Genomic DNA, 18,021 nt, shown 5'->3' with positions numbered 1-18,021 from the left:
TCATCCGACTCCCATTGAGTTGGATGTTTGACATGCAGATTCCAAAAGCTCCGGAAGGCGTTTCTCTTGAGTTGAATATGTCCACTGCACGCCATTACAAAGCGCGCTACAAATATGGCCGGGGTGCACTTCTCTGGTTTTGGTTCTACGAGCAGGTCAGGAATGGCGGGCCATGGGATTACAAGAAGGGACGGCCGGAGTTTGAGGACTTCGGAAACTTTCATTACGGGGCGGTAGGGACAGCGGCGGGGTTTTCGAGCTTTGTTCTTCATCGTGCAGCGGGGGCGGCTCAATTCAGGGCAGGGACAACCAAGAATGGTGTGACTTGGCCGGACTGGTTTACTCCTCCCTATGGTGATGACACTAACGATCAGATTCAGATAGCGGAGGGCATCAAATATGCGATTTGCCACCCGCGTTAAACCCAAAACCGTAATTCGTTGTTTAATCCTGCTGTGTGCTATCCAAGGAACCCTGTTATTCCTCAATCAAGAGCGTACGCCAGTGCTTTCGGAAATCATCGGGCGCTACCCGCTGGGGGAGAAAGGAATGGTTTATGTAGTTCTGACGGATGCCGGGGGAGCGACCGTTCCCTACTACTACAACTACTTTGTCCATCGCCGCATAGACGATGACGAGCAGGCCCTGGAAACGCTTCGGCAGGATGGCAAGGCTTTTTTGGTCACTCGTGATTGGGACGCGAAGATCGCGGTCAACGGCTATCAGGTGAAGGTTTCAGTTCGACGTCAGGTTAATCGGTTTCACACGCCCGCAGACTTGACGGTGGATGGTGAGTACACGCCTGTCGATATCTGGCTTGATGCGCAAGTCGACTACAGCAAATACCGCTAACGGCAAACAGTAGGAGCGCGCTTGCCCGCGATGGGGATTTGTCAGATTCATCTTTAATGACTGACAGGATGTCATTCGCCGGCAAGCGCGCTCCTACAAGCGATCAGCCTATGACTGGCTTGTCTTCGGTGACCACGACGTCCGGGGTCATTTTCCGGAAGTACGTCGACAGCAATGCTCCGGAGATGTTGTGCCACACGCTGAACAGCGCGCTGGGCACCGCCGCCAGTGGCGAGAAGTGGGCGCTGGCCAGGGCGGCGCCGAGGCCGGAGTTCTGCATGCCGACTTCCAGCGACAGCGATTTACGCTGTGCCAATGGCAGCTTGAAGACCTTGCCGGTGAAGTAACCCAGTAAAAAGCCGAATGTGTTGTGCAGGATGACCACGGCCATGATCAGCAGCCCGGATTCCGCGATTTTCGCCTGGCTGGCGGACACTACCGCGCACACGATCAGCACGATGCTGACCACCGACACCAGCGGCAACACTTCGACCGCGAAGCCGACGCGCTTGCCCAGCAGCCGTTGCGCCAGCACGCCCAGCACGATCGGCAGCATCACCAATTGCAGGATTGACCAGAACATTTCCATGAAGGACACCGGCAACCACGCCGACGCCAGCAACCAGATCAGGGCGGGGGTCAACAGTGGGGCGAGGAGAGTTGTGACGGCGGCGATGGCCACCGACAGCGCCAGGTCGCCTTTGGCCAGCCAGGTCATGACATTGGACGACGTGCCGCTTGGGCAGCAACCGACCAGAATCACACCGACGGCAATTTCTGGCGGCAGGTGAAACACCTGGCACAGCAGCCAGGCCACGCCAGGCATGATCACGAAATGTGCGACCACGCCAAGGGCCACGCGCCAGGGATGGCGCACGACCTCGGAAAAATCGTCGAGCCTGAGGGTCAGCCCCATGCCGAACATGACCAGACCCAGCAGCGGGACGATCAGGGGCTTCAACCCGATGAACCAGGTGGGAAACAGGAACGACAACACGGCAAACAGCAGCACCCAGTAAGCAAACGTGTTACCGACAAAACGACTCAATGCAGCCAGCGCACGCATGGCGGGGGTCCTTTCTTTCTTGTTGGTTGAATAAATGCACAGCTCTGTAGGAGCGCGCTTGCCCGCGATGGCGGTGTGTCAGTCATTGCATTCGTATCTGGCGGAATGCAATCGCGGGCAAGCGCGCTCCTACAAATGGCGGCGTAGGTTAGATCCCCTGCGGAATCTCTTCACCGCCCAACGCGTCCAGCAATTGCGGCAGGAATTCGCCGAAGGTCAGCATCATCAGGGTGAAGCTGGCGTCCTGCTGGCCCAGCGCATCGTCGCCGCCGTTTTGCTCGGCTTCATCTTGCAGCAGGTCTTCGAACTTCAGGCGTTTGACCGTCAGTTTGTCGTCCAGCACGAAGGACAGCTTGTCCTGCCAGGCCAGGGACAGCTGAGTGACGACTTTGCCGGTGCTCAGGTGCAGCTGGATTTCGTCGCTGGTCAGGTCCTGGCGCTTGCACTTCACGATGCCGCCGTCTTCGTGGGTGTCGCGCAGCTCGCATTCGTCGAGCACGAAGAAGTGTTCAGCGGTCTGGCCGGTCTTGACCCATTCGGTCATGACAGCCGTCGGCGCCGTCTTCACCGTGACGGGACGCACGGGCAGCGAACCGATCACTTCACGCAGGGTGGACAGCAAGTCTTCGGCGCGTTTCGGGCTGGCCGAGTTGACCAGAATCACGCCTTGTTTCGGGGCAATGGCCGCGAACGCCACCGAGCGACGAATGAACGCGCGGGGCAGGAAGGCCTGGATGATTTCATCCTTGAGCTGGTCGCGCTCTTTCTTGTAGACCTTGCGCATCTGTTCGGCTTCGATCTCTTCGATCTTTTCCTTGAGCGCGTCGTTGACGACGCTGCCGGGCAGGATGCGTTCTTCTTTACGCGCCGCGATCAGCAGGAAGTCGCCGCTGACATGAACCAGTGGCGCATCTTCACCTTTGCCGAACGGGGCAACGAAACCGTAGGTGGTCAACTCCTGGCTGGCGCAAGGACGGGCAGGTTTTGTCGCCAGCGCGGTTTCCAGCGCCTCGGCGTCAAAGGGCAGGTCTTGGGTCAGGCGATACACAAGCAGGTTTTTGAACCACATGGGGTGAATCTCTCCTTTATACAAAGGGGGGCATTATTCGCTGCTAAAACCCTGCGGCCAACCCTGCTCTAAGCCTTTGGTACGATTATAAAAATTATTTAAAAAATCGCTTGCCAGAGGTAGGGTCGCTCCGTAGAATGCGCGCCACACCGAGAGTGAAGGGTGATTAGCTCAGCTGGGAGAGCAGCTGCCTTACAAGCAGCGGGTCGGCGGTTCGATCCCGTCATCACCCACCAATCCTTCTCAGTGTTACGCGCAGCGGTAGTTCAGTCGGTTAGAATACCGGCCTGTCACGCCGGGGGTCGCGGGTTCGAGTCCCGTCCGCTGCGCCATATTTAGCTTCAAGGCCCTTGAACTCCTTGAAGCAACGAAGAAAGCGACCTTAGGGTCGCTTTTTTTATGCCTGTGATTTGTTGATCGGGATTGATGCGCGTGAAAAGTGGGAGCGGACCGGGCGGCGTTCCGTATGTTCGCGAAGAGGCCGGTTCAGTTACTGCATCTGCATCGATCCTCTACCTCATTTGCCCACCTCAAGCGCGACGCGAGTGGCAAGGTGGTGATTGAGGTACTGAGGTATCCGTAGGAGCCAACTTGTTGGCAAAGCGCTTGACCTGGTTTGCCTGATAAAACGCTTCGCGAACAAGTTCGCTCCTACAGATTTTCAAGCGAAATCAATCTCCACCACATCGCCTTCCAACCGCACCGCCCACGTACGCAAGTGCATTGCCGGATTTTCAAGGCAAGTGCCGTCTTTCAAACGGTAATGCTGCTTATAAAGCGGCGAGGCAATCACCAGATCCCCCGCCAGGCTGCCGATGATGCCGCGCCCGATCACGTTGATCCCGGTCACGGGGTCGCGATTGTCGACGGCGAACAGTTGCGTCGCGCCATTGGCGTCAATCACTTGAAACAGCGCCACCTGCGTGGTGCCCACCAACGCCACCACCCCGGAGTTGGGCACCAGGTCTTCGCGCCCGCACACCGGCTGCCAGCTTTGCACGGGGACGTTGTCGATCATCAGCGGCTCGGCCAGGTTCATGGAGCGATCTCCTCGACGGCAATCAGGTTGAGTTCATTGGCCCGTGCCGGCCGGCGCTGGCTGCGTTCCTTGACGAAATGGATGTCCGGGTCGCCGCCCTTGTCGTTGACGAAGGTGCGGAAGCGCTTGAGCTTGTCCGGGTCCTTCAGGGCGTTGGCCCATTCGCACTCGTAGCGGTCGACCACCAGTTGCATCTGTGCTTCGAGCTCGGCGGCCAGCCCCAGGCTGTCGTCGATGACCACCGCCTTGAGGAAATCCAGCCCGCCTTCCAGCCCTTCGCGCCAGACCGAGGTGCGCTGCAGTTTGTCGGCGGTGCGGATGTAGAACATCAGCACCCGGTCGATGTAGCGGATCAGCGTTTCATCGTCCAGGTCAGTGGCGAACAGCTCGGCGTGGCGCGGACGCATGCCGCCGTTGCCCGCTACGTACAGGTTCCAGCCGTTTTCGGTGGCGATCACGCCGATGTCCTTGCTCTGGGCTTCGGCGCATTCGCGGGTGCAGCCGGACACGGCGAATTTGAGTTTGTGCGGCGAGCGCAGGCCTTTGTAGCGGTCCTCGATGTTCAGGGCCATTTGCACGCTGTCCTGCACGCCGTAGCGGCACCATGTGCTGCCGACGCAGGATTTCACCGTGCGGGTGGATTTGCCGTACGCGTGACCAGTCTCGAAGCCGGCCGCGATCAGCTCGCTCCAGATGTCCGGCAACTCGTGCAATTGCGCGCCGAACAGGTCGATGCGCTGGCCGCCGGTGATCTTGGTGTAAAGGTCGTATTTCTTGGCCACGGCGCCGATGGCAATCAGGCGGTCGGGGGTGATTTCGCCGGCCGGGATACGCGGCACCACCGAATAGGTGCCGTTCTTCTGCATGTTGGCCATGAACGTGTCGTTGGTGTCCTGCAGCGGTACCAGCGAGGGGTCAAGGATCGGCCGGTTCCAGCACGACGCGAGGATCGAGCCGATCGCCGGTTTGCAGATATCGCAGCCCACATGCCCTTTGCCGTGGCGCGACAGCATGGCGTCGAAGGTTTCGATGCCTTCCACGCGGACCATGGCGTACAGCTCTTGGCGGGTGAAAGCGAAGTGCTCGCACAGGCTTTTGTCCACGGCGACGCCACGGGCGATCAGTTCGTGCTCGAAGACCTGTTTGAGCAGCCCGGCGCAACCGCCGCAACCGGTGCCGGCCTTGGTGTGGGCCTTTACGCCGGCGAGGTCGGTGCAACCGCCGTCGATCGCCGAGCAGATCGAGCCCTTGCTGACGTTATGGCAGGAACAGAGGGTCGCGGTGGCGGGGAGCGCGTCGGCGCCCAGGGTTGGAACGCCTTCACTTTGCGGCATGATCAGGCTCGACGGATCGGCCGGCAGCTTGATGCCGTTCTGCGCGTATTGCAGGAGCGTGTCGTAATAGCTGTTGTCGCCCACCAGCACGGCGCCGACCACGTGTTTGCCATCGGCCGATACCACCAGTCGGCGGTAGCTGCCGGCGGCTTCGTCGATGAAGCGATAACTGCGAGTGCCGGCCAGCGCCCCATGGGCATCGCCGATGGAGCCAACGTCCACCCCCAGCAACTTGAGCTTGGTCGACATGTCGGCGCCGATGAAGGGAGCGGCGTCCAAACCGCACAGCTGCGCGGCGACGTTGCGCGCCATCTGATAGCCCGGCGCAACCAGGCCGAACACGCTGCCGTTCCAGGACGCGCATTCGCCGATGGCAAAAATGTCGGCGTCGCTGGTGCGGCAGTGCTCGTCAATCGCAATACCGCCACGCGGGCCCAGTTCCAGTGCGCACTGGCGGGCGAGGGCGTCCTGCGGGCGGATCCCGGCGGAGAACACCACTAGATCGGTTTCAAGAAATTCATCACCGGCGAAATTCATCCGGTAGCGGTAGTCTTCGCCGGGCGTGATCGACTGCGTGGCGCGGGACAGGTGCACGCCCACGCCCAGGGCTTCGATGCGGGACTTGAGTGCCGCGCCGCCGAAATCGTCCAGTTGCACCGGCATCAAGCGCGGGGCGAATTCCACCACGTGGGCTTCCAGCCCCAGGGATTTGAGCGCGTTGGCCGCCTCCAGCCCCAGCAGACCGCCGCCCACCACCACGCCGCGTCGGGCGTTGTTGGCCGCCAGCCGGATGGTGTCGAGGTCGTCGAGGGTGCGGTAGACCAGCCGGGAATCACCGGCCGCGCCTTCAATCGGCGGCACGAACGGATAAGAGCCGGTGGCCAGCACCAGCTTGTCGAAGCGGTAGCGGCCGTTGACCGTGATGACTTCCCGACGGTCGCGGTCGATTTCCAGCACCGGCACGCCCAGATGCAGGGCCAGCCCGGTTTGCTGGTAATGGCCGGCTTCGCACATGGCCAGGGACTCGGCGTCGCGGCCGCCGAAGTATTCGGACAGGTGCACGCGGTCGTAGGCGCGCTGGCGCTCTTGGCCGAACACGTGAATGCGGTAGCGCTCCAGCGCGCCATCCGCGATCAATTGCGCGACGCATTGGTGGCCGACCATGCCGTTGCCGATGACGATCAGGGTGGGCGCGTCTTCCAGAGGGGCGACTGTCGTGTTCATAGCAAGTCCCGGGCAAAGCCAATTCAGGTTCTCGGAAAGCAAAAAAAAGGCGCCCGGAACCTTTCGGTTCCAGGCGCCTTTGCCTGTTCTTTATGGGGTGCCGCCTGACTCGCTTATGTGCAGAGAGGGCGGTGCAACCTGCTGAGCCCGATGCCCGTCCGGGCTGACAATCGCCGTTGATCGTCAGGGCTGCCAACCGCGCATTCAGGCTGGACTTGGAAGGGGACGAAGCAAGGGGTGTGCCACTGGGGTTTGGCAAGGGCCGTCCAGGGGATTTGCCAGGTTGCCAAACGCCGTAAATGCGGGGGCTGGACCCGATCGCGCGCGCAACTCGGCTGAACGGAACGCTGTTTGACCTGCAAGCAAACGGCCCAAAAAAAGTGCGTGAACAGCCATTGGCGCTTCATTGTGAGGCCTCACCGGCTTGCGCAAGCCCTCAAACTTCCGGGCGGACGGATGCTTCTGCCGCAGGCGTAGGAGCGTGGCTTGTCCCGCGATGGGCGAAGCATTCGCCCCAAATCCGCTATGAAGGTCTTGCTGTCACACCTCATTAACAAGATTGCTGCCGGTTCCCGGCAGATCGCGGGACAAGCCACGCTCCTACAGGCTTGCAGCTGAACCTCTGGCCCATCCCTTGCAGTGCCTCCCTGTATAGGCGATCACCACAGATCGCCCTGTTCACGACAAAGGCGCCGTGTGCTCCCCGTTTCTGACGGAGGAGAACCGGCGTCTTTTTTGGTTTCGGGAAGGGATATGGCGAGTCGAAGCGTTTCCAGCGTGTGTCCTTATTGCGGTGTGGGCTGCGGCATCCTCCTGCAGGTCGAGGACAACCGGGTCGTCAAAGTGACCGGCGATAAAACCCACCCGACCAACCGAGGGCGGCTGTGTACCAAGGGCACCACCTGCGCCCAGCCGCTGACCGAATCCGGACGCATGGATTGCGCCTACGTGCGCGAGGTCCGTAGCCAAACGCCGGTGCGCGCCGACATTCAGCACGCCATCCGCGAAACCGCTCGGCGCCTGCGCGGGATCATCGACACCCACGGCCCGGACGCCGTGGCGTTTTACGTCTCAGGGCAAATGTCGCTGGAGGCGCAGTACCTGGCCAGCAAACTGGCCAAGGGTTTTGTGCGCACCGCTCACATCGAGTCCAACTCACGGCTGTGCATGGCCAGCGCTGGCAGCGGCTACAAATTGTCACTGGGCGCCGACGGGCCGCCGGGCTCGTACGACGATTTCGACCAGGCCGACGTGTTCTTCGTCATCGGCGCGAACATGGCCGACTGTCACCCGATTCTCTTCCTGCGCATGATGGATCGGGTCAAGGCCGGCGCGCAGTTGATCGTCGTCGACCCACGGCGCACGGCCACGGCGGACAAGGCCGATCTGTTCATGCACATCAAGCCCGGCACCGACCTGGCACTGCTCAATGGCCTGCTTTATCTGCTGATGGAAAACGGCCACACCGATCCCGCGTTTATCGCCTCGTTCACCGAGGGCTGGGACGCGCTGCCGGCGTTTCTTGCTGATTACACGCCGGACAAGGTTGCGCAGATCACCGGCATTCCCGAGCAGGACATCCGCCAGGCCGCGCACATGATCGGCACGGCCAAAGACTGGATGAGCTGCTGGACCATGGGCCTGAACCAGAGCACCCACGGGACCTGGAATACCAACGCGCTGTGCAATCTGCACCTGGCCACCGGCGCTATTTGCCGCCCCGGCAGCGGACCGTTCTCACTCACCGGCCAGCCCAATGCAATGGGCGGCAGGGAAATGGGCTACATGGGTCCCGGACTTCCCGGACAGCGATCAGCGCTGGTGGCGAAGGACCGGCAATTCATCGAAGCCCTGTGGGGCCTGCCGGCGAACACCCTGCGCACCGAATCCGGCCGCGGCACGGTGGCGATGTTCGAAGGCCTGCGCGACGGCGAGATCAAGGCCTGCTGGATCATCTGCACCAACCCGGTGGCCTCGGTGCCCAACCGCCAGACCGTGATCGACGGCCTGCGCGCAGCTGAACTGGTCATCACTCAGGACGCGTTCCTCGACACCGAGACCAACCATTACGCCGACATTCTGTTGCCCGGCGCGCTGTGGGCTGAAGGCGAGGGCGTGATGATCAACTCCGAACGCAACCTGACGCTCACGCAACAGGCGGCGGACGCGCCGGGGGACAGCCTGCCGGACTGGCAACTCATCGCCCTTGTGGCCTGCGAAATGGGTTACGCCGAGGCCTTCACCTATGGCTCGGCCGCCGAGGTGTTCGACGAGATCAAGGGCGCGTGGAATCCCGCGACCGGCTACGACATCCGCGGCGCCAGCCATGGGCGTCTGCGCGACGGCCCGTTGCAGTGGCCCATCACGTCCGAAAGCGCCAACGCGCGCAACCCGGTCCGCTACTTGAATGACGGCGTCAGCCAGGTCTTGCGCGTTGAGCCCGATGGCCGACGTCCAGCGATTATCTTCCCCACCGCGAGTGGCAAGGCGGCGTTCCTGGCACGGCCGCATGTGCCGCCGGCGGAGATGCCCAGCGAAGACTTTCCCTTCGTGCTCAACACCGGTCGGCTACAGCACCAATGGCACACGCTGACCAAGACAGGGAAGGTGCCGACGCTGAACACGCTCAATCCGAGCCCGTTCATTGAGCTGAATCCGGAAGATGCTGCGCTGTTCGGGATCAAGGACCGCGACGCCGTGGAGGTGCGTTCGGTGCGTGGTCGGGCGGTGTTGCCCGCGCTGGTCACCGATCGGGTACGGCCGGGCAACTGCTTTGCGCCGTTTCACTGGAACGACGTGTTCGGTGAGCACCTGGCAATCAACGCCGTGACCAGCGACGCCGTGGACCCGATCTCGTTTCAGCCTGGGTTCAAATACTGCGCCGTGGCGTTGCGACGGGTCGAACTGATCGCCCATCGTTTCTTTGAAACGGCGAAAGCGGTGGAACTGCCGGTGCCAGCGTTTGGCAAGACCGCGCTGACCTTGCTCTGGGCCTCGCAGACCGGCAACGCCGAAGCCCTGGCCCAACGCTTCGGCCGCCGGTTGCGCAGCGCCGGCATTGCCATCGATGTGCGTGCGATGGACAGCTTTCCGGCGGCGCAACTGGCCGAAGTGAACAACCTGATCCTGATCAGCAGCACCTTCGGCGACGGTGAGTCACCGGATAACGGTCAGGCTTTCTGGCAGTCACTGAGCGAGCGTGAAGCCCGCCTCGATAGGCTGAACTACGCAGTGCTGGCGCTGGGCGACCCGAGCTATGAGCGTTTCTGTCAGCACGGCAAGCATCTGGAGCAGCGTCTGGAATCCCTCGGCGCCGCGTCGTTATTACCCCGCGTCGATTGCGATCCCGAATTCGACGCGCCCGCCGATGCCTGGTTCAAGGCGCTGCAACAAGCGCTGGGGCTGGATATTCCGGACTCGATTGCGGACGAAAGTGCGCCGTCGGTGGCGTTGCACACGCGTTCGAGCCCTTTGCTGTCGGGTCTGTCACTCAACCGACGCCTGAACGCCCATGGCGCGCAGAAGGACACACGCCAGTTCGCGCTGAGCCTGGGGGACTCCGGGTTTCGCTACGAAGCGGGCGATGCGCTGGGGGTGTGGCCCCGCAATTGCCCCGAGCTGGTGGACGAGGTGCTCCACCACACAGGCCTCGACCCTGATCAAACCGTGATCCTGGAAAAACACGGTGATGTGCCGCTGCGCGAAGCCCTCGCTCGGCACGTCGAGATCGCGAGACCGCACGTCGACACGCTGCAGTTCATCGCCGAACGCAGCGCGAGTCCGGAGCTGAAGCGGTTGCTGGACGACACTTATAAAGCAGCGCTGAAAGACTGGCTGTGGGGACGGCAACTGGCGGACGTGCTCCAGGCCTTCCCGGTGCAGTGCAGCGCGGAGGATCTGATCGGCGCGCTCAAACCGATGCAACCGCGCTCGTACTCCATCGCTTCGAGTGCCAAGGCGCACCCGGACGAGGTGCATTTGACGGTGTCGACCGTGCGCTACGGCAAGCGCAAGGGCGTGTCGTCGACCTTTCTTGCTGATCGCGCCGAACAGGACCAGGTGCCGATTTTCCTCCAGCCGTCGAAGCATTTTCGCGTGCCCGACGACGGTGAGGTGCCCATGATCATGATCGGCCCTGGCACCGGGGTGGCGCCGTTTCGCGGGTTCCTGCAGGAGCGGCAGGTGCGGGGTGACCGGGGCCGGAACTGGCTGTTCTTCGGCGAGCAGCATCAGGCCACCGATTTCTACTACCGCGACGAGCTGCAGGGCATGCATAGCGATGGCCTGCTGACCCGGTTAAGCCTGGCGTTCTCGCGGGATCAGGGCGAGAAGATCTACGTCCAGCACCGTATCGAACAGCAGGGGGCCGAGTTGTGGCGCTGGTTGCAGGAGGGCGCGCGGCTGTACGTTTGCGGCGACGCCACGCACATGGCCAAGGATGTCGACGTCGCCCTGCGGCACGCCATCGCATTGCACGGCGGGATGAGTGAGGAGCGCGCGGCGGAGCAATTGCGTCAGCTGGCCGAGCAGAAGCGCTATGTGCGGGATGTGTATTGAGCGGCGTCTAGCCAGGCCTGCATCGCTCAGTAGCCTTTATTCCGCGCAATGGCCCCGTGCATCGCTTCGCCGCGTTGGTGACGTCGGATGTTGCTCAGGAGCACGTCAAAGGCGGTGTCCGGAGAGGTCATGGCGCCGATGTGCGGGGTCAGCCAGATACGTGGATGCTGCCAATACGGGTGGTCGGCGGCGGGCGGCTCATCGTTGAGCACGTCCAGAATGGCATGCCCGATCTGCCCAGAGGCCAGGGCTTCCAGCAAGTCCGCTTCCACCAGATGACCGCCGCGTCCGAGGTTGATCAGGCGGGCCCCCTGGGGCAAGGCGGCGAAGGTCCGGGCATTGAGAATGCCACGGGTGTCGTCAGTGAGTGGCAGCAGACAGATCAGCAGGTCGCATTGACTCAGGAATGGCAGCAACTGCGCCTGGCCGGCAAAACACTGCACGCCGTCGATATGCTTTTGCGAGCGTGCCCAGCCGCTCAGGCTGAACCCGAACGGGCGCAAGGCTTGCAGCGCCGCAACGCCAAGGTTACCCAGCCCCAGTACGCCGACCCGCCGTTGCCCGGCAGACAGCAGAGGGCGGGTTTGCCACTGGTTCTGCCGTTGCTGCTCCAGGTAGACCGGTATTTCTCGATGCAGGCTCAGCACCGCGAAGCACACGTACTCGACGATACCCTGGGCGATGCCCGGATCGAGCATGCGCACCACGTCAATGGCGTGCGGGAGCGTGCTCAGGTTGAACTGATCGACCCCTGCCGAGGTGGCGAACACCACTTCAAGGTTGGGAAACCGCAGGTGCAGATCCTCGGGCGGCTGCCAGCTCGCGAAGTAACGGATCTGCTCGGGATCGCCGACGTCCGGCCACAGGCGCACCTCGATCTCAGGCGCATGGGTTTCGAATAGCGACTTCCAGGCCAAGCCGCGCTTGTCCTCGACTTTGAACAGCAGGGTCATGATCGCTCTCGTCGGCCGGGATGGGAGTTCCACGATGCCTGATTGCAGCAACACAATCTCCTGAATGCACGGCCATAAACGGAAGATTGCGCTCGATTCGGCGGGATGAACAAGCGACCACACTGGTTTTTACCTGCCAATCGATGTTGTCCGCAGCGCCGGTGTCGGTATTCATTCAGTACATGGATCAGGCGCTGGCCAGGCGGGTGCCGTCTGCCGCGCCAGTGAGAGCCTCACGAACCCAGGCGAGATTGCAAGGCACTGTGCAGGTCAATGAATTCGCAGGTTGTAGGCGCGCACATGCCCTGCGATAGCGTTTGATCGGTTCATTGTTGGTGGATGATACAACCCCATCATGGGCAGACGCGCTTCGACAGAATGGCGAATAATTCATAACCTCAAGTCATGTTGGACCTGACTAATCGTTGTTTGTCGAGTCAGGGGGCGGTCTTGTAACGTCCAGCGGACCCGCTCGGTAAAACAAAAAATCAGACCTGAGCATGCGCTGGTTTGCAGGGTGTTCAGACGAGGGTTTTTGAAGCTGCCGAACTACTCTACGTCCAGGATGATTTGCCATGAAGACCCGTTTCCTTGGTTCAGCGTTATCCCTGTTGTGTGTGTCGGTGTCCTGCGCGATGCCGGTGATGGCAGAAGAAATCACCTTCGTTTCCCAAGGCGGCGTTTATCAGGAAGCCCAGACCAAGGCGATCCTCGATCCTGCGGCCAAGCGCCTGAACATCACCATCAGGCAGGACAGCGTTCCCGACGCCCTGCCCATGGTCAAAGCCCAAGGGGCTGCCGGAAAACCGGTGTGGGACGTCATCGATACCCCGCCCTCCAACTGCATCCGTGGCGGCAACGAAGGCCTGATCGAAAAACTCGACCTGAGCAAAATGCCCAATGTCCAGGCCATGCCCGAGGCCTATCGCACGCCGTATTCGGTGGCTTATGAGTTCTATTCCTCGGTGCTCGCGTACAACAAGAAATCCCTGAAGAAAGTGCCGCAGAGCTGGGCCGAATTCTGGGATGTGAAGAATTTCCCCGGCACCCGCTCGCTGCGCAACGACCCGATGGGTACGCTGGAAGCAGCGCTGTTGTCGGACGGTGTGCCGCGCGACAAGCTTTACCCGTTGGACGTCGATCGCGCCTACAAGCGTTTGCAACAGATCAAACCGGACATTGCCGTCTGGTGGAGTTCGGGTGGGCAATCGGCACAGTTGCTCAATGACGGCGAGGTCGACATGTTGATGATCTGGAATGGCCGCGCCAGTGCTGTGCGCAAGGACAACAAAGACATCGACTTCACTTACAACGACGGCCTGCTGCAGAACACCCAGCTGTGCATTCTGAAAAACGCCCCGAACTACGCCACGGCGGTGAAATTCGTCAACGAGGCGGTGTCGCCGGATCTGCAAGCCAATCTGCCGTTGTACATCGATTACGGTCCAGGTAACCCGGCCGCGTTCGACACCGGCAAGCTGACCGCTGAACGTGCCAGGGAATTGCCAAGCTCGCCGGAAAACGCGGCCAAACAAGCGCTGCTTTCCGAACAATGGTGGTCCTCGCCGGCCGGTATCGCCGCCAAGGACAGATGGCTTCAGTTTGTGCAGTGATTCAGGGTTGCGAGCATGATCGATTACCTCATTCTCGGCGGCGGTTCGGCAGGCTGTGTGCTCGCCGCGCGACTGTCGGAGGACCCCGAAAGACAGGTATGCCTGATCGAAGCCGGTCGGGATATCTGCGCCCGCAGCATGCCGGCCGAGATTCGCAGCCGGTATCCGGGCCGTGCTTATCTGGACGCCGGCAATCTGTGGCGCCGATTGACGGCGCTGATGGGCAAGCATTCCAGCGAACGGCGTTATGAGCAGGCACGGCTTCTCGGTGGCGGTTCGGCGATCAATGCCTTGATGACCAACCGCGGCGCACCGGACGACTACGACGAATGGCAACGCCTGGGTGCCGACGGCTGGAACTGGAACAACTGCCTGCCGTACTTTCGCAAGCTGGAAACCGATACCGATTTCAGCGGCCCGCTGCATGGCGACCAAGGGCCGGTGAGCGTTCGGCGCACAGCGGACAGGTTTCTTTCGCCGTTCGTCAAGGCGGTCATGACGGTGCTCGGCGAGCGAGGTTTGCCGCGCCGGCCTGACCAGAACGGCCAGTGGGAGCCGGGCGTTTTCGTCGGCGCCATCGGTGTGAGCGAGCAGGGGGAGCGGATTCCCACCTCGGTGTGCTACCTGACCGAGGCCGTGCGTCAGCGCAGCAATTTTGCCTTGCACACCGATTGTCTGGTGGACAAGGTGCTGGTCGAATCCGGGCGTGCGGTGGGCGCGCGGGTTGTGCATCAGGACGGTACGACAAGGGACCTATTCGCCCGGGAAGTCATCCTTTGCTCGGGTGCGATTCACAGTCCGGCGGTGCTGTTGCGCAGCGGCATCGGGCCCGCCCGGGATCTCGCCGCTCTGGGCATTGCGCTGGTCGCGGACCGTCCTGGCGTGGGGCGCAACCTCATGGAGCATCCTTCCATCGCGGTGTCTGCGCTGCTCACCTCAAAGGGGCGGACGCCGTTCCCCGAAGAGCATCATGAACAAGCCATCGTGCGCTTTTCATCAGGCCTGCCTGGCACCGTGCCCTGCGACATGCATGGCGCGATTCTTTCGCGGTCCGGCTGGCATTCCATCGGCTACCGACTGGGCACGATGTTTTTCTGGGTCAATAAATCCTACTCGCGGGGGCACCTGCGCCTGGCGTCGGTTGATCCGCAGCAGGAGCCGGATGTGCATTTTGACATGCTCTCCGATGTGCGGGATCTTCAGCGTCTCAAGCAGGCGCTGGTGTTCGGCGCCGATACGTTGTCGGCACCTGAAATGGCGGGCGAGCGCAGCGTGGTGTTTGCTTCCAGTTACTCGCCACGGGTGGCGAAAGTGGCGATGCCTGGGACGATCAACGGTGTGTTGCGCGGCATATTGAGCCTGTTGCTGGACATCGCCGGGCCGCTGAAAGCGACGTTGATTCACGGGCTGGTGACTCAGGGCGTGACGTTGAAAAAGCTGCTGGCGGACGACGCAGCGCTGACTGATTTCGTGCGCCGGAATGTCGGTGGGACCTGGCACCCGTCCGGCACTTGCCGCATGGGCCGAGACGATGACCCCGAGGCGGTGACCTCAAGCGACGGGCGAGTGATCGGCGTGGAAAATCTGCGGGTCTGCGATGCGTCGCTGATGCCCTCCATTCCGTGCGCCAACACCAATGTGCCGACCATCATGATTGCCGAGCGCATGGCGGATCTGATCAAGCAGGCGCGGATGGAAAACCGCTGATCAGCACTCGTAACCGACAATCCCCTTGGTTTCCAGAAACGCGTCCAGACCCCACTCCGCGTACTCGCGACCGTTGCCGGATTGCTTGTAGCCGCCAAAAGGCGCGCCTGCATCCCAGGCCGGGTAGTTGATGTACACGCTGCCGGCACGCAACTGGAACGCTACGGCCCGCGCGCGTTCCAGACTTGCCGATTGCACGTAGCCGGCCAGGCCGAAGACGCTGTCATTGGCCATGCTCACGGCCTCCTGGTCATCGCCATAAGCCTGGATGACCAGCACCGGGCCAAAGATCTCTTCACGGGAGATGGTCATGTCCGGGGTCACGCCTGCAAATACCGTGGGCCGCACGTAATAACCCGTGTCCAGGCCCTCCGGTCTGCCCAGTCCGCCGCACACCAGTTGCGCGCCTTCCTCGATGCCGATGGCGATCAAACGCTGGATCGCCAGGTACTGACGCTCGCTGATCACGGGCCCCATGGTGGTTTGCGGGTCAGTGGGTGAGCCGACGCGATGGGCAAGAGCGGCACGGCCGGCGATTTCAGCGGCCTGATCGTGCAGGCCGGCCGGTACCAGCATGCGTGTCGGCGCGTTGCAGGATTGTCCGCTGTTGCCGAAACAGCCGTTTACGCCGGCGGTGACGGCCGATTCCAGGTCCACGTCGTCCAGCAGAATGTTCGCCGATTTGCCGCCCAGTTCCTGATGCACCCGCTTGACCGTGGGTGCAGCCAGTCGCGCCACTTCAATGCCCGCGCGGGTCGAGCCGGTGAACGAGACCATGTCCACATCGGGGTGGGCAGCCAGTGCCGCGCCAACAGTAGGTCCCTCACCGTTGATGAGGTTGAAGACGCCGGGTGGAACGCCGGCTTCGTGCATCACTTCGGCGAACAACAAGGCGTTGATGGGTGCAATTTCACTGGGCTTGAGCACCAGGGTGCAGCCCGCGGCCAGGGCCGGCGCGACCTTGCAGACGATCTGGTTGATGGGCCAGTTCCACGGGGTGATCAGTGCGACTACACCGACCGGTTCCAGATTGACCAGGGTTTTGCCCCTGGCTTTCTGGAACTCGAAGGTGTCCAGCGTGGCGAGCAACTGCTCCAGATGGAATTTGCCGATCCCGGCCTGCCAGTCCCGCGAAAGGGCCCGGGGGGCGCCCACTTCATTGAGTATGGCCTCGGCAATCTCGTCGTAGCGTTTCAGAAATACCTCGAGCACCCGCGCCAGTAGCGCCTTGCGCGCCTGCGGCGAGGTGCGCGCGAATGCCGGGAACGCGCGCCTGGCGGCCATGACGGCGGCGTCGACATCTGCCTGATTGCCCAGTGCTATGTCGGCAAAGGCTTGCTCGGTCGCAGGGTTGATGACAGGCAGGCGTTCTGTCCCGAAGGGCTCGACCCACTGGCCATCGATATAAAACTTCAGGGCATTGTTCATAAGGGATGTTCTCTGAGGGCACGCGGATGTGGCGGAGTGCGTAGGTGGAGCGTTCATTCCAGCGTGGAAAATTGCACGCGGTCGCTCGCAAGAATAGGCGCGCTATTTTGTATCCGGCAATTTACTAATAGTTGTGTCAGGCATAAGCTCAAGTCATGTCCAATCTGCGCAGAAAACTCCCCAGCTCCAGTTCCCTGTTCGTCTTCGAAGCCGCTGCGCGTTGTGGCAGCTTCACCCGGGCAGCGGATGAACTGTGCGTCAGTCAACCGGCCGTCAGCCGCATGCTCTCGCGTCTTGAAGAGCACCTTGGCGTGCAGCTCTTCGAGCGGGTACGCGGTGGTGCCCGGCTGACCGAAAGCGGCAGCATTCTGTACCGCCGGGTGCAGGAGGGTTTCAGCACCATCGAGTCTGCAATCAGTGAAATCGAGTCCCGGGCGACAGGTATTGAAACGGTGACGCTGTCGGTTTCAACGGCCTTCACCACCCATTGGCTGATGCCGCGCATGAGCCGTTTCAGTGAACGTTTTCCCACCGTCGATATGCGTTACCAACTGATGTCCGGGCGGATCGGCGGGCCCTTGGTTGACGTCGATCTGGGCATGCGTTATGTCGAGTCAGCCAGCCTTAAGCCCACGGATACACTGGTTCTTCCCGAAATAACCCTGCCCGTGTGCACCCCACGCTACCTGGAGCAGACCCTTCGCGATCCAGCCAGAAAGCACCCGCCGACGCTGATCAGCATGGACAACCAGGATCGCGGTTGGGCAGATGACGTACTCGGGTCAGGGCGGGCGGAAAACACCTTGGTGTTCACCGATTATGCCGTGGTCGTGCAGGCCGCGTTGCTCGGTCAGGGCATGGCGCTGGGCTGGTTGAACGTGGTCTCCAACTGCTTGAAAAAAGGCGAACTGGTGCCCGCGACCGAGCGCGTGAAAATGACATTGCGCCGCTGCTGCCTGGTGTCGCCGGGCAGTCGTCCGATGCGTCCGGTGGTGGAAAACGTACGCGACTGGATCATCGAGGAGATGCTGGCGGACATCGCTGAAGTCGATGCGCTGTACCCGCATTTGGGCCTGGCGGCCCGCATTGAATCGGCCCGTTGAGCACGGTGTGTCGTGACGAGTAAAAAAACAGTAGGTTATGCCCCGACGCGCTGCTAAAACAGAATATTGCACGAGG

The 18,021-nt window shown here is 61.7% G+C and carries 12 protein-coding genes and 2 tRNA genes; 8 read left to right on the top strand and 6 right to left on the bottom strand.

Annotated elements, in window-relative coordinates:
- Positions 1–32: 32 nt before the first annotated feature.
- The gene (locus ABQX22_RS00300) at positions 33–422 is read left to right on the top strand and encodes a polymorphic toxin type 44 domain-containing protein (RefSeq protein WP_349795350.1); all 390 of its coding nucleotides are present in this window, start codon (positions 33–35) and stop codon (positions 420–422) included.
- Positions 400–852: a hypothetical protein gene (locus tag ABQX22_RS00295; RefSeq protein ID WP_349795348.1), complete on the top strand. Its 453-nt coding sequence runs from the start codon at positions 400–402 to the stop codon at positions 850–852. Before ABQX22_RS00300 ends, ABQX22_RS00295 begins: the two co-directional genes overlap by 23 nt.
- 103 nt (positions 853–955) lie before the next feature.
- On the opposite strand, the gene ABQX22_RS00290 is transcribed toward ABQX22_RS00295, so the two are convergent.
- Entirely contained in the window at positions 956–1,918 is a 963-nt protein-coding gene (locus ABQX22_RS00290; protein ID WP_349795346.1) for a bile acid:sodium symporter family protein, read from the bottom strand.
- A gap of 148 nt (positions 1,919–2,066) precedes the next feature.
- Positions 2,067–2,987, bottom strand: coding sequence for a recombination-associated protein RdgC (gene rdgC / locus ABQX22_RS00285; protein WP_349795344.1), 921 nt, complete (start codon positions 2,985–2,987; stop codon positions 2,067–2,069).
- A 160-nt stretch (positions 2,988–3,147) separates the two neighbouring features.
- Here rdgC and ABQX22_RS00280 point away from each other — a divergent pair.
- Both ABQX22_RS00280 and ABQX22_RS00275 read left to right on the top strand, forming a co-directional pair.
- Positions 3,148–3,223, top strand: a tRNA-Val gene (locus tag ABQX22_RS00280).
- A 19-nt stretch (positions 3,224–3,242) separates the two neighbouring features.
- Positions 3,243–3,319: transfer RNA gene (locus ABQX22_RS00275), tRNA-Asp, on the top strand.
- A 329-nt stretch (positions 3,320–3,648) separates the two neighbouring features.
- Here the strand turns inward: ABQX22_RS00275 and nirD are convergent.
- Both nirD and nirB read right to left on the bottom strand, forming a co-directional pair.
- Positions 3,649–4,026 (bottom strand): nitrite reductase small subunit NirD, encoded by a 378-nt coding sequence (nirD, locus tag ABQX22_RS00270; RefSeq protein ID WP_349795342.1) that lies wholly within the window; start codon positions 4,024–4,026, stop codon positions 3,649–3,651.
- A complete protein-coding gene (gene nirB / locus ABQX22_RS00265) occupies positions 4,023–6,584 on the bottom strand; it encodes a nitrite reductase large subunit NirB (RefSeq protein ID WP_349795341.1) in 2,562 nt (853 codons plus the stop codon). Before nirB ends, nirD begins: the two co-directional genes overlap by 4 nt.
- Positions 6,585–7,337: 753 nt before the next feature.
- Here nirB and ABQX22_RS00260 point away from each other — a divergent pair.
- On the top strand, positions 7,338–11,141 hold the full coding sequence (locus ABQX22_RS00260) for a bifunctional nitrate reductase/sulfite reductase flavoprotein subunit alpha (protein WP_349795339.1): 3,804 nt from the start codon (positions 7,338–7,340) through the stop codon (positions 11,139–11,141).
- Positions 11,142–11,167: 26 nt separating this feature from the next.
- On the opposite strand, the gene ABQX22_RS00255 is transcribed toward ABQX22_RS00260, so the two are convergent.
- On the bottom strand, positions 11,168–12,094 hold the full coding sequence (locus ABQX22_RS00255) for a 2-hydroxyacid dehydrogenase (protein WP_349795337.1): 927 nt from the start codon (positions 12,092–12,094) through the stop codon (positions 11,168–11,170).
- Between the two features lie 575 nt (positions 12,095–12,669).
- Here ABQX22_RS00255 and ABQX22_RS00250 point away from each other — a divergent pair.
- Both ABQX22_RS00250 and ABQX22_RS00245 read left to right on the top strand, forming a co-directional pair.
- Positions 12,670–13,707, top strand: a complete 1,038-nt coding sequence (locus ABQX22_RS00250) for an ABC transporter substrate-binding protein (RefSeq protein ID WP_349795335.1) — start codon at positions 12,670–12,672, stop codon at positions 13,705–13,707.
- Between the two features lie 15 nt (positions 13,708–13,722).
- Complete coding sequence (locus tag ABQX22_RS00245) at positions 13,723–15,414, top strand: GMC family oxidoreductase (RefSeq protein WP_349795334.1); 1,692 nt, start codon at positions 13,723–13,725, stop codon at positions 15,412–15,414.
- Here the strand turns inward: ABQX22_RS00245 and ABQX22_RS00240 are convergent, their stop codons facing one another.
- Complete coding sequence (locus ABQX22_RS00240) at positions 15,415–16,842, bottom strand: aldehyde dehydrogenase family protein (RefSeq protein WP_349795332.1); 1,428 nt, start codon at positions 16,840–16,842, stop codon at positions 15,415–15,417.
- Between the two features lie 155 nt (positions 16,843–16,997).
- Between ABQX22_RS00240 and ABQX22_RS00235 the strand changes: the two genes are divergently transcribed.
- The gene (locus ABQX22_RS00235; RefSeq protein WP_349795330.1) at positions 16,998–17,945 is read left to right on the top strand and encodes a LysR family transcriptional regulator; all 948 of its coding nucleotides are present in this window, start codon (positions 16,998–17,000) and stop codon (positions 17,943–17,945) included.
- Positions 17,946–18,021 lie beyond the last annotated feature (76 nt).

Origin of the sequence: Xanthomonas sp. WHRI 1810A (assembly GCF_040202885.1) — a bacterium.
Lineage (GTDB): Bacteria > Pseudomonadota > Gammaproteobacteria > Pseudomonadales > Pseudomonadaceae > Aquipseudomonas.
This window is presented reverse-complemented; position numbering and strand designations above follow the sequence as displayed.

Bases quoted from the DNA above. Each gene is read 5' to 3' on its own strand.
- ABQX22_RS00300 (WP_349795350.1), top strand. From the start codon at position 33: ATGCAGATTCCAAAAGCTCCGGAAGGCGTTTCTCTTGAGTTGAATATG.
- ABQX22_RS00295 (WP_349795348.1), top strand. From the start codon at position 400: ATGCGATTTGCCACCCGCGTTAAACCCAAAACCGTAATTCGTTGTTTA.
- ABQX22_RS00290 (WP_349795346.1), bottom strand. From the start codon at position 1,918: ATGCGTGCGCTGGCTGCATTGAGTCGTTTTGTCGGTAACACGTTTGCT.
- rdgC (WP_349795344.1), bottom strand. From the start codon at position 2,987: ATGTGGTTCAAAAACCTGCTTGTGTATCGCCTGACCCAAGACCTGCCC.
- nirD (WP_349795342.1), bottom strand. From the start codon at position 4,026: ATGAACCTGGCCGAGCCGCTGATGATCGACAACGTCCCCGTGCAAAGC.
- nirB (WP_349795341.1), bottom strand. From the start codon at position 6,584: ATGAACACGACAGTCGCCCCTCTGGAAGACGCGCCCACCCTGATCGTC.
- ABQX22_RS00260 (WP_349795339.1), top strand. From the start codon at position 7,338: ATGGCGAGTCGAAGCGTTTCCAGCGTGTGTCCTTATTGCGGTGTGGGC.
- ABQX22_RS00255 (WP_349795337.1), bottom strand. From the start codon at position 12,094: ATGACCCTGCTGTTCAAAGTCGAGGACAAGCGCGGCTTGGCCTGGAAG.
- ABQX22_RS00250 (WP_349795335.1), top strand. From the start codon at position 12,670: ATGAAGACCCGTTTCCTTGGTTCAGCGTTATCCCTGTTGTGTGTGTCG.
- ABQX22_RS00245 (WP_349795334.1), top strand. From the start codon at position 13,723: ATGATCGATTACCTCATTCTCGGCGGCGGTTCGGCAGGCTGTGTGCTC.
- ABQX22_RS00240 (WP_349795332.1), bottom strand. From the start codon at position 16,842: ATGAACAATGCCCTGAAGTTTTATATCGATGGCCAGTGGGTCGAGCCC.
- ABQX22_RS00235 (WP_349795330.1), top strand. From the start codon at position 16,998: ATGTCCAATCTGCGCAGAAAACTCCCCAGCTCCAGTTCCCTGTTCGTC.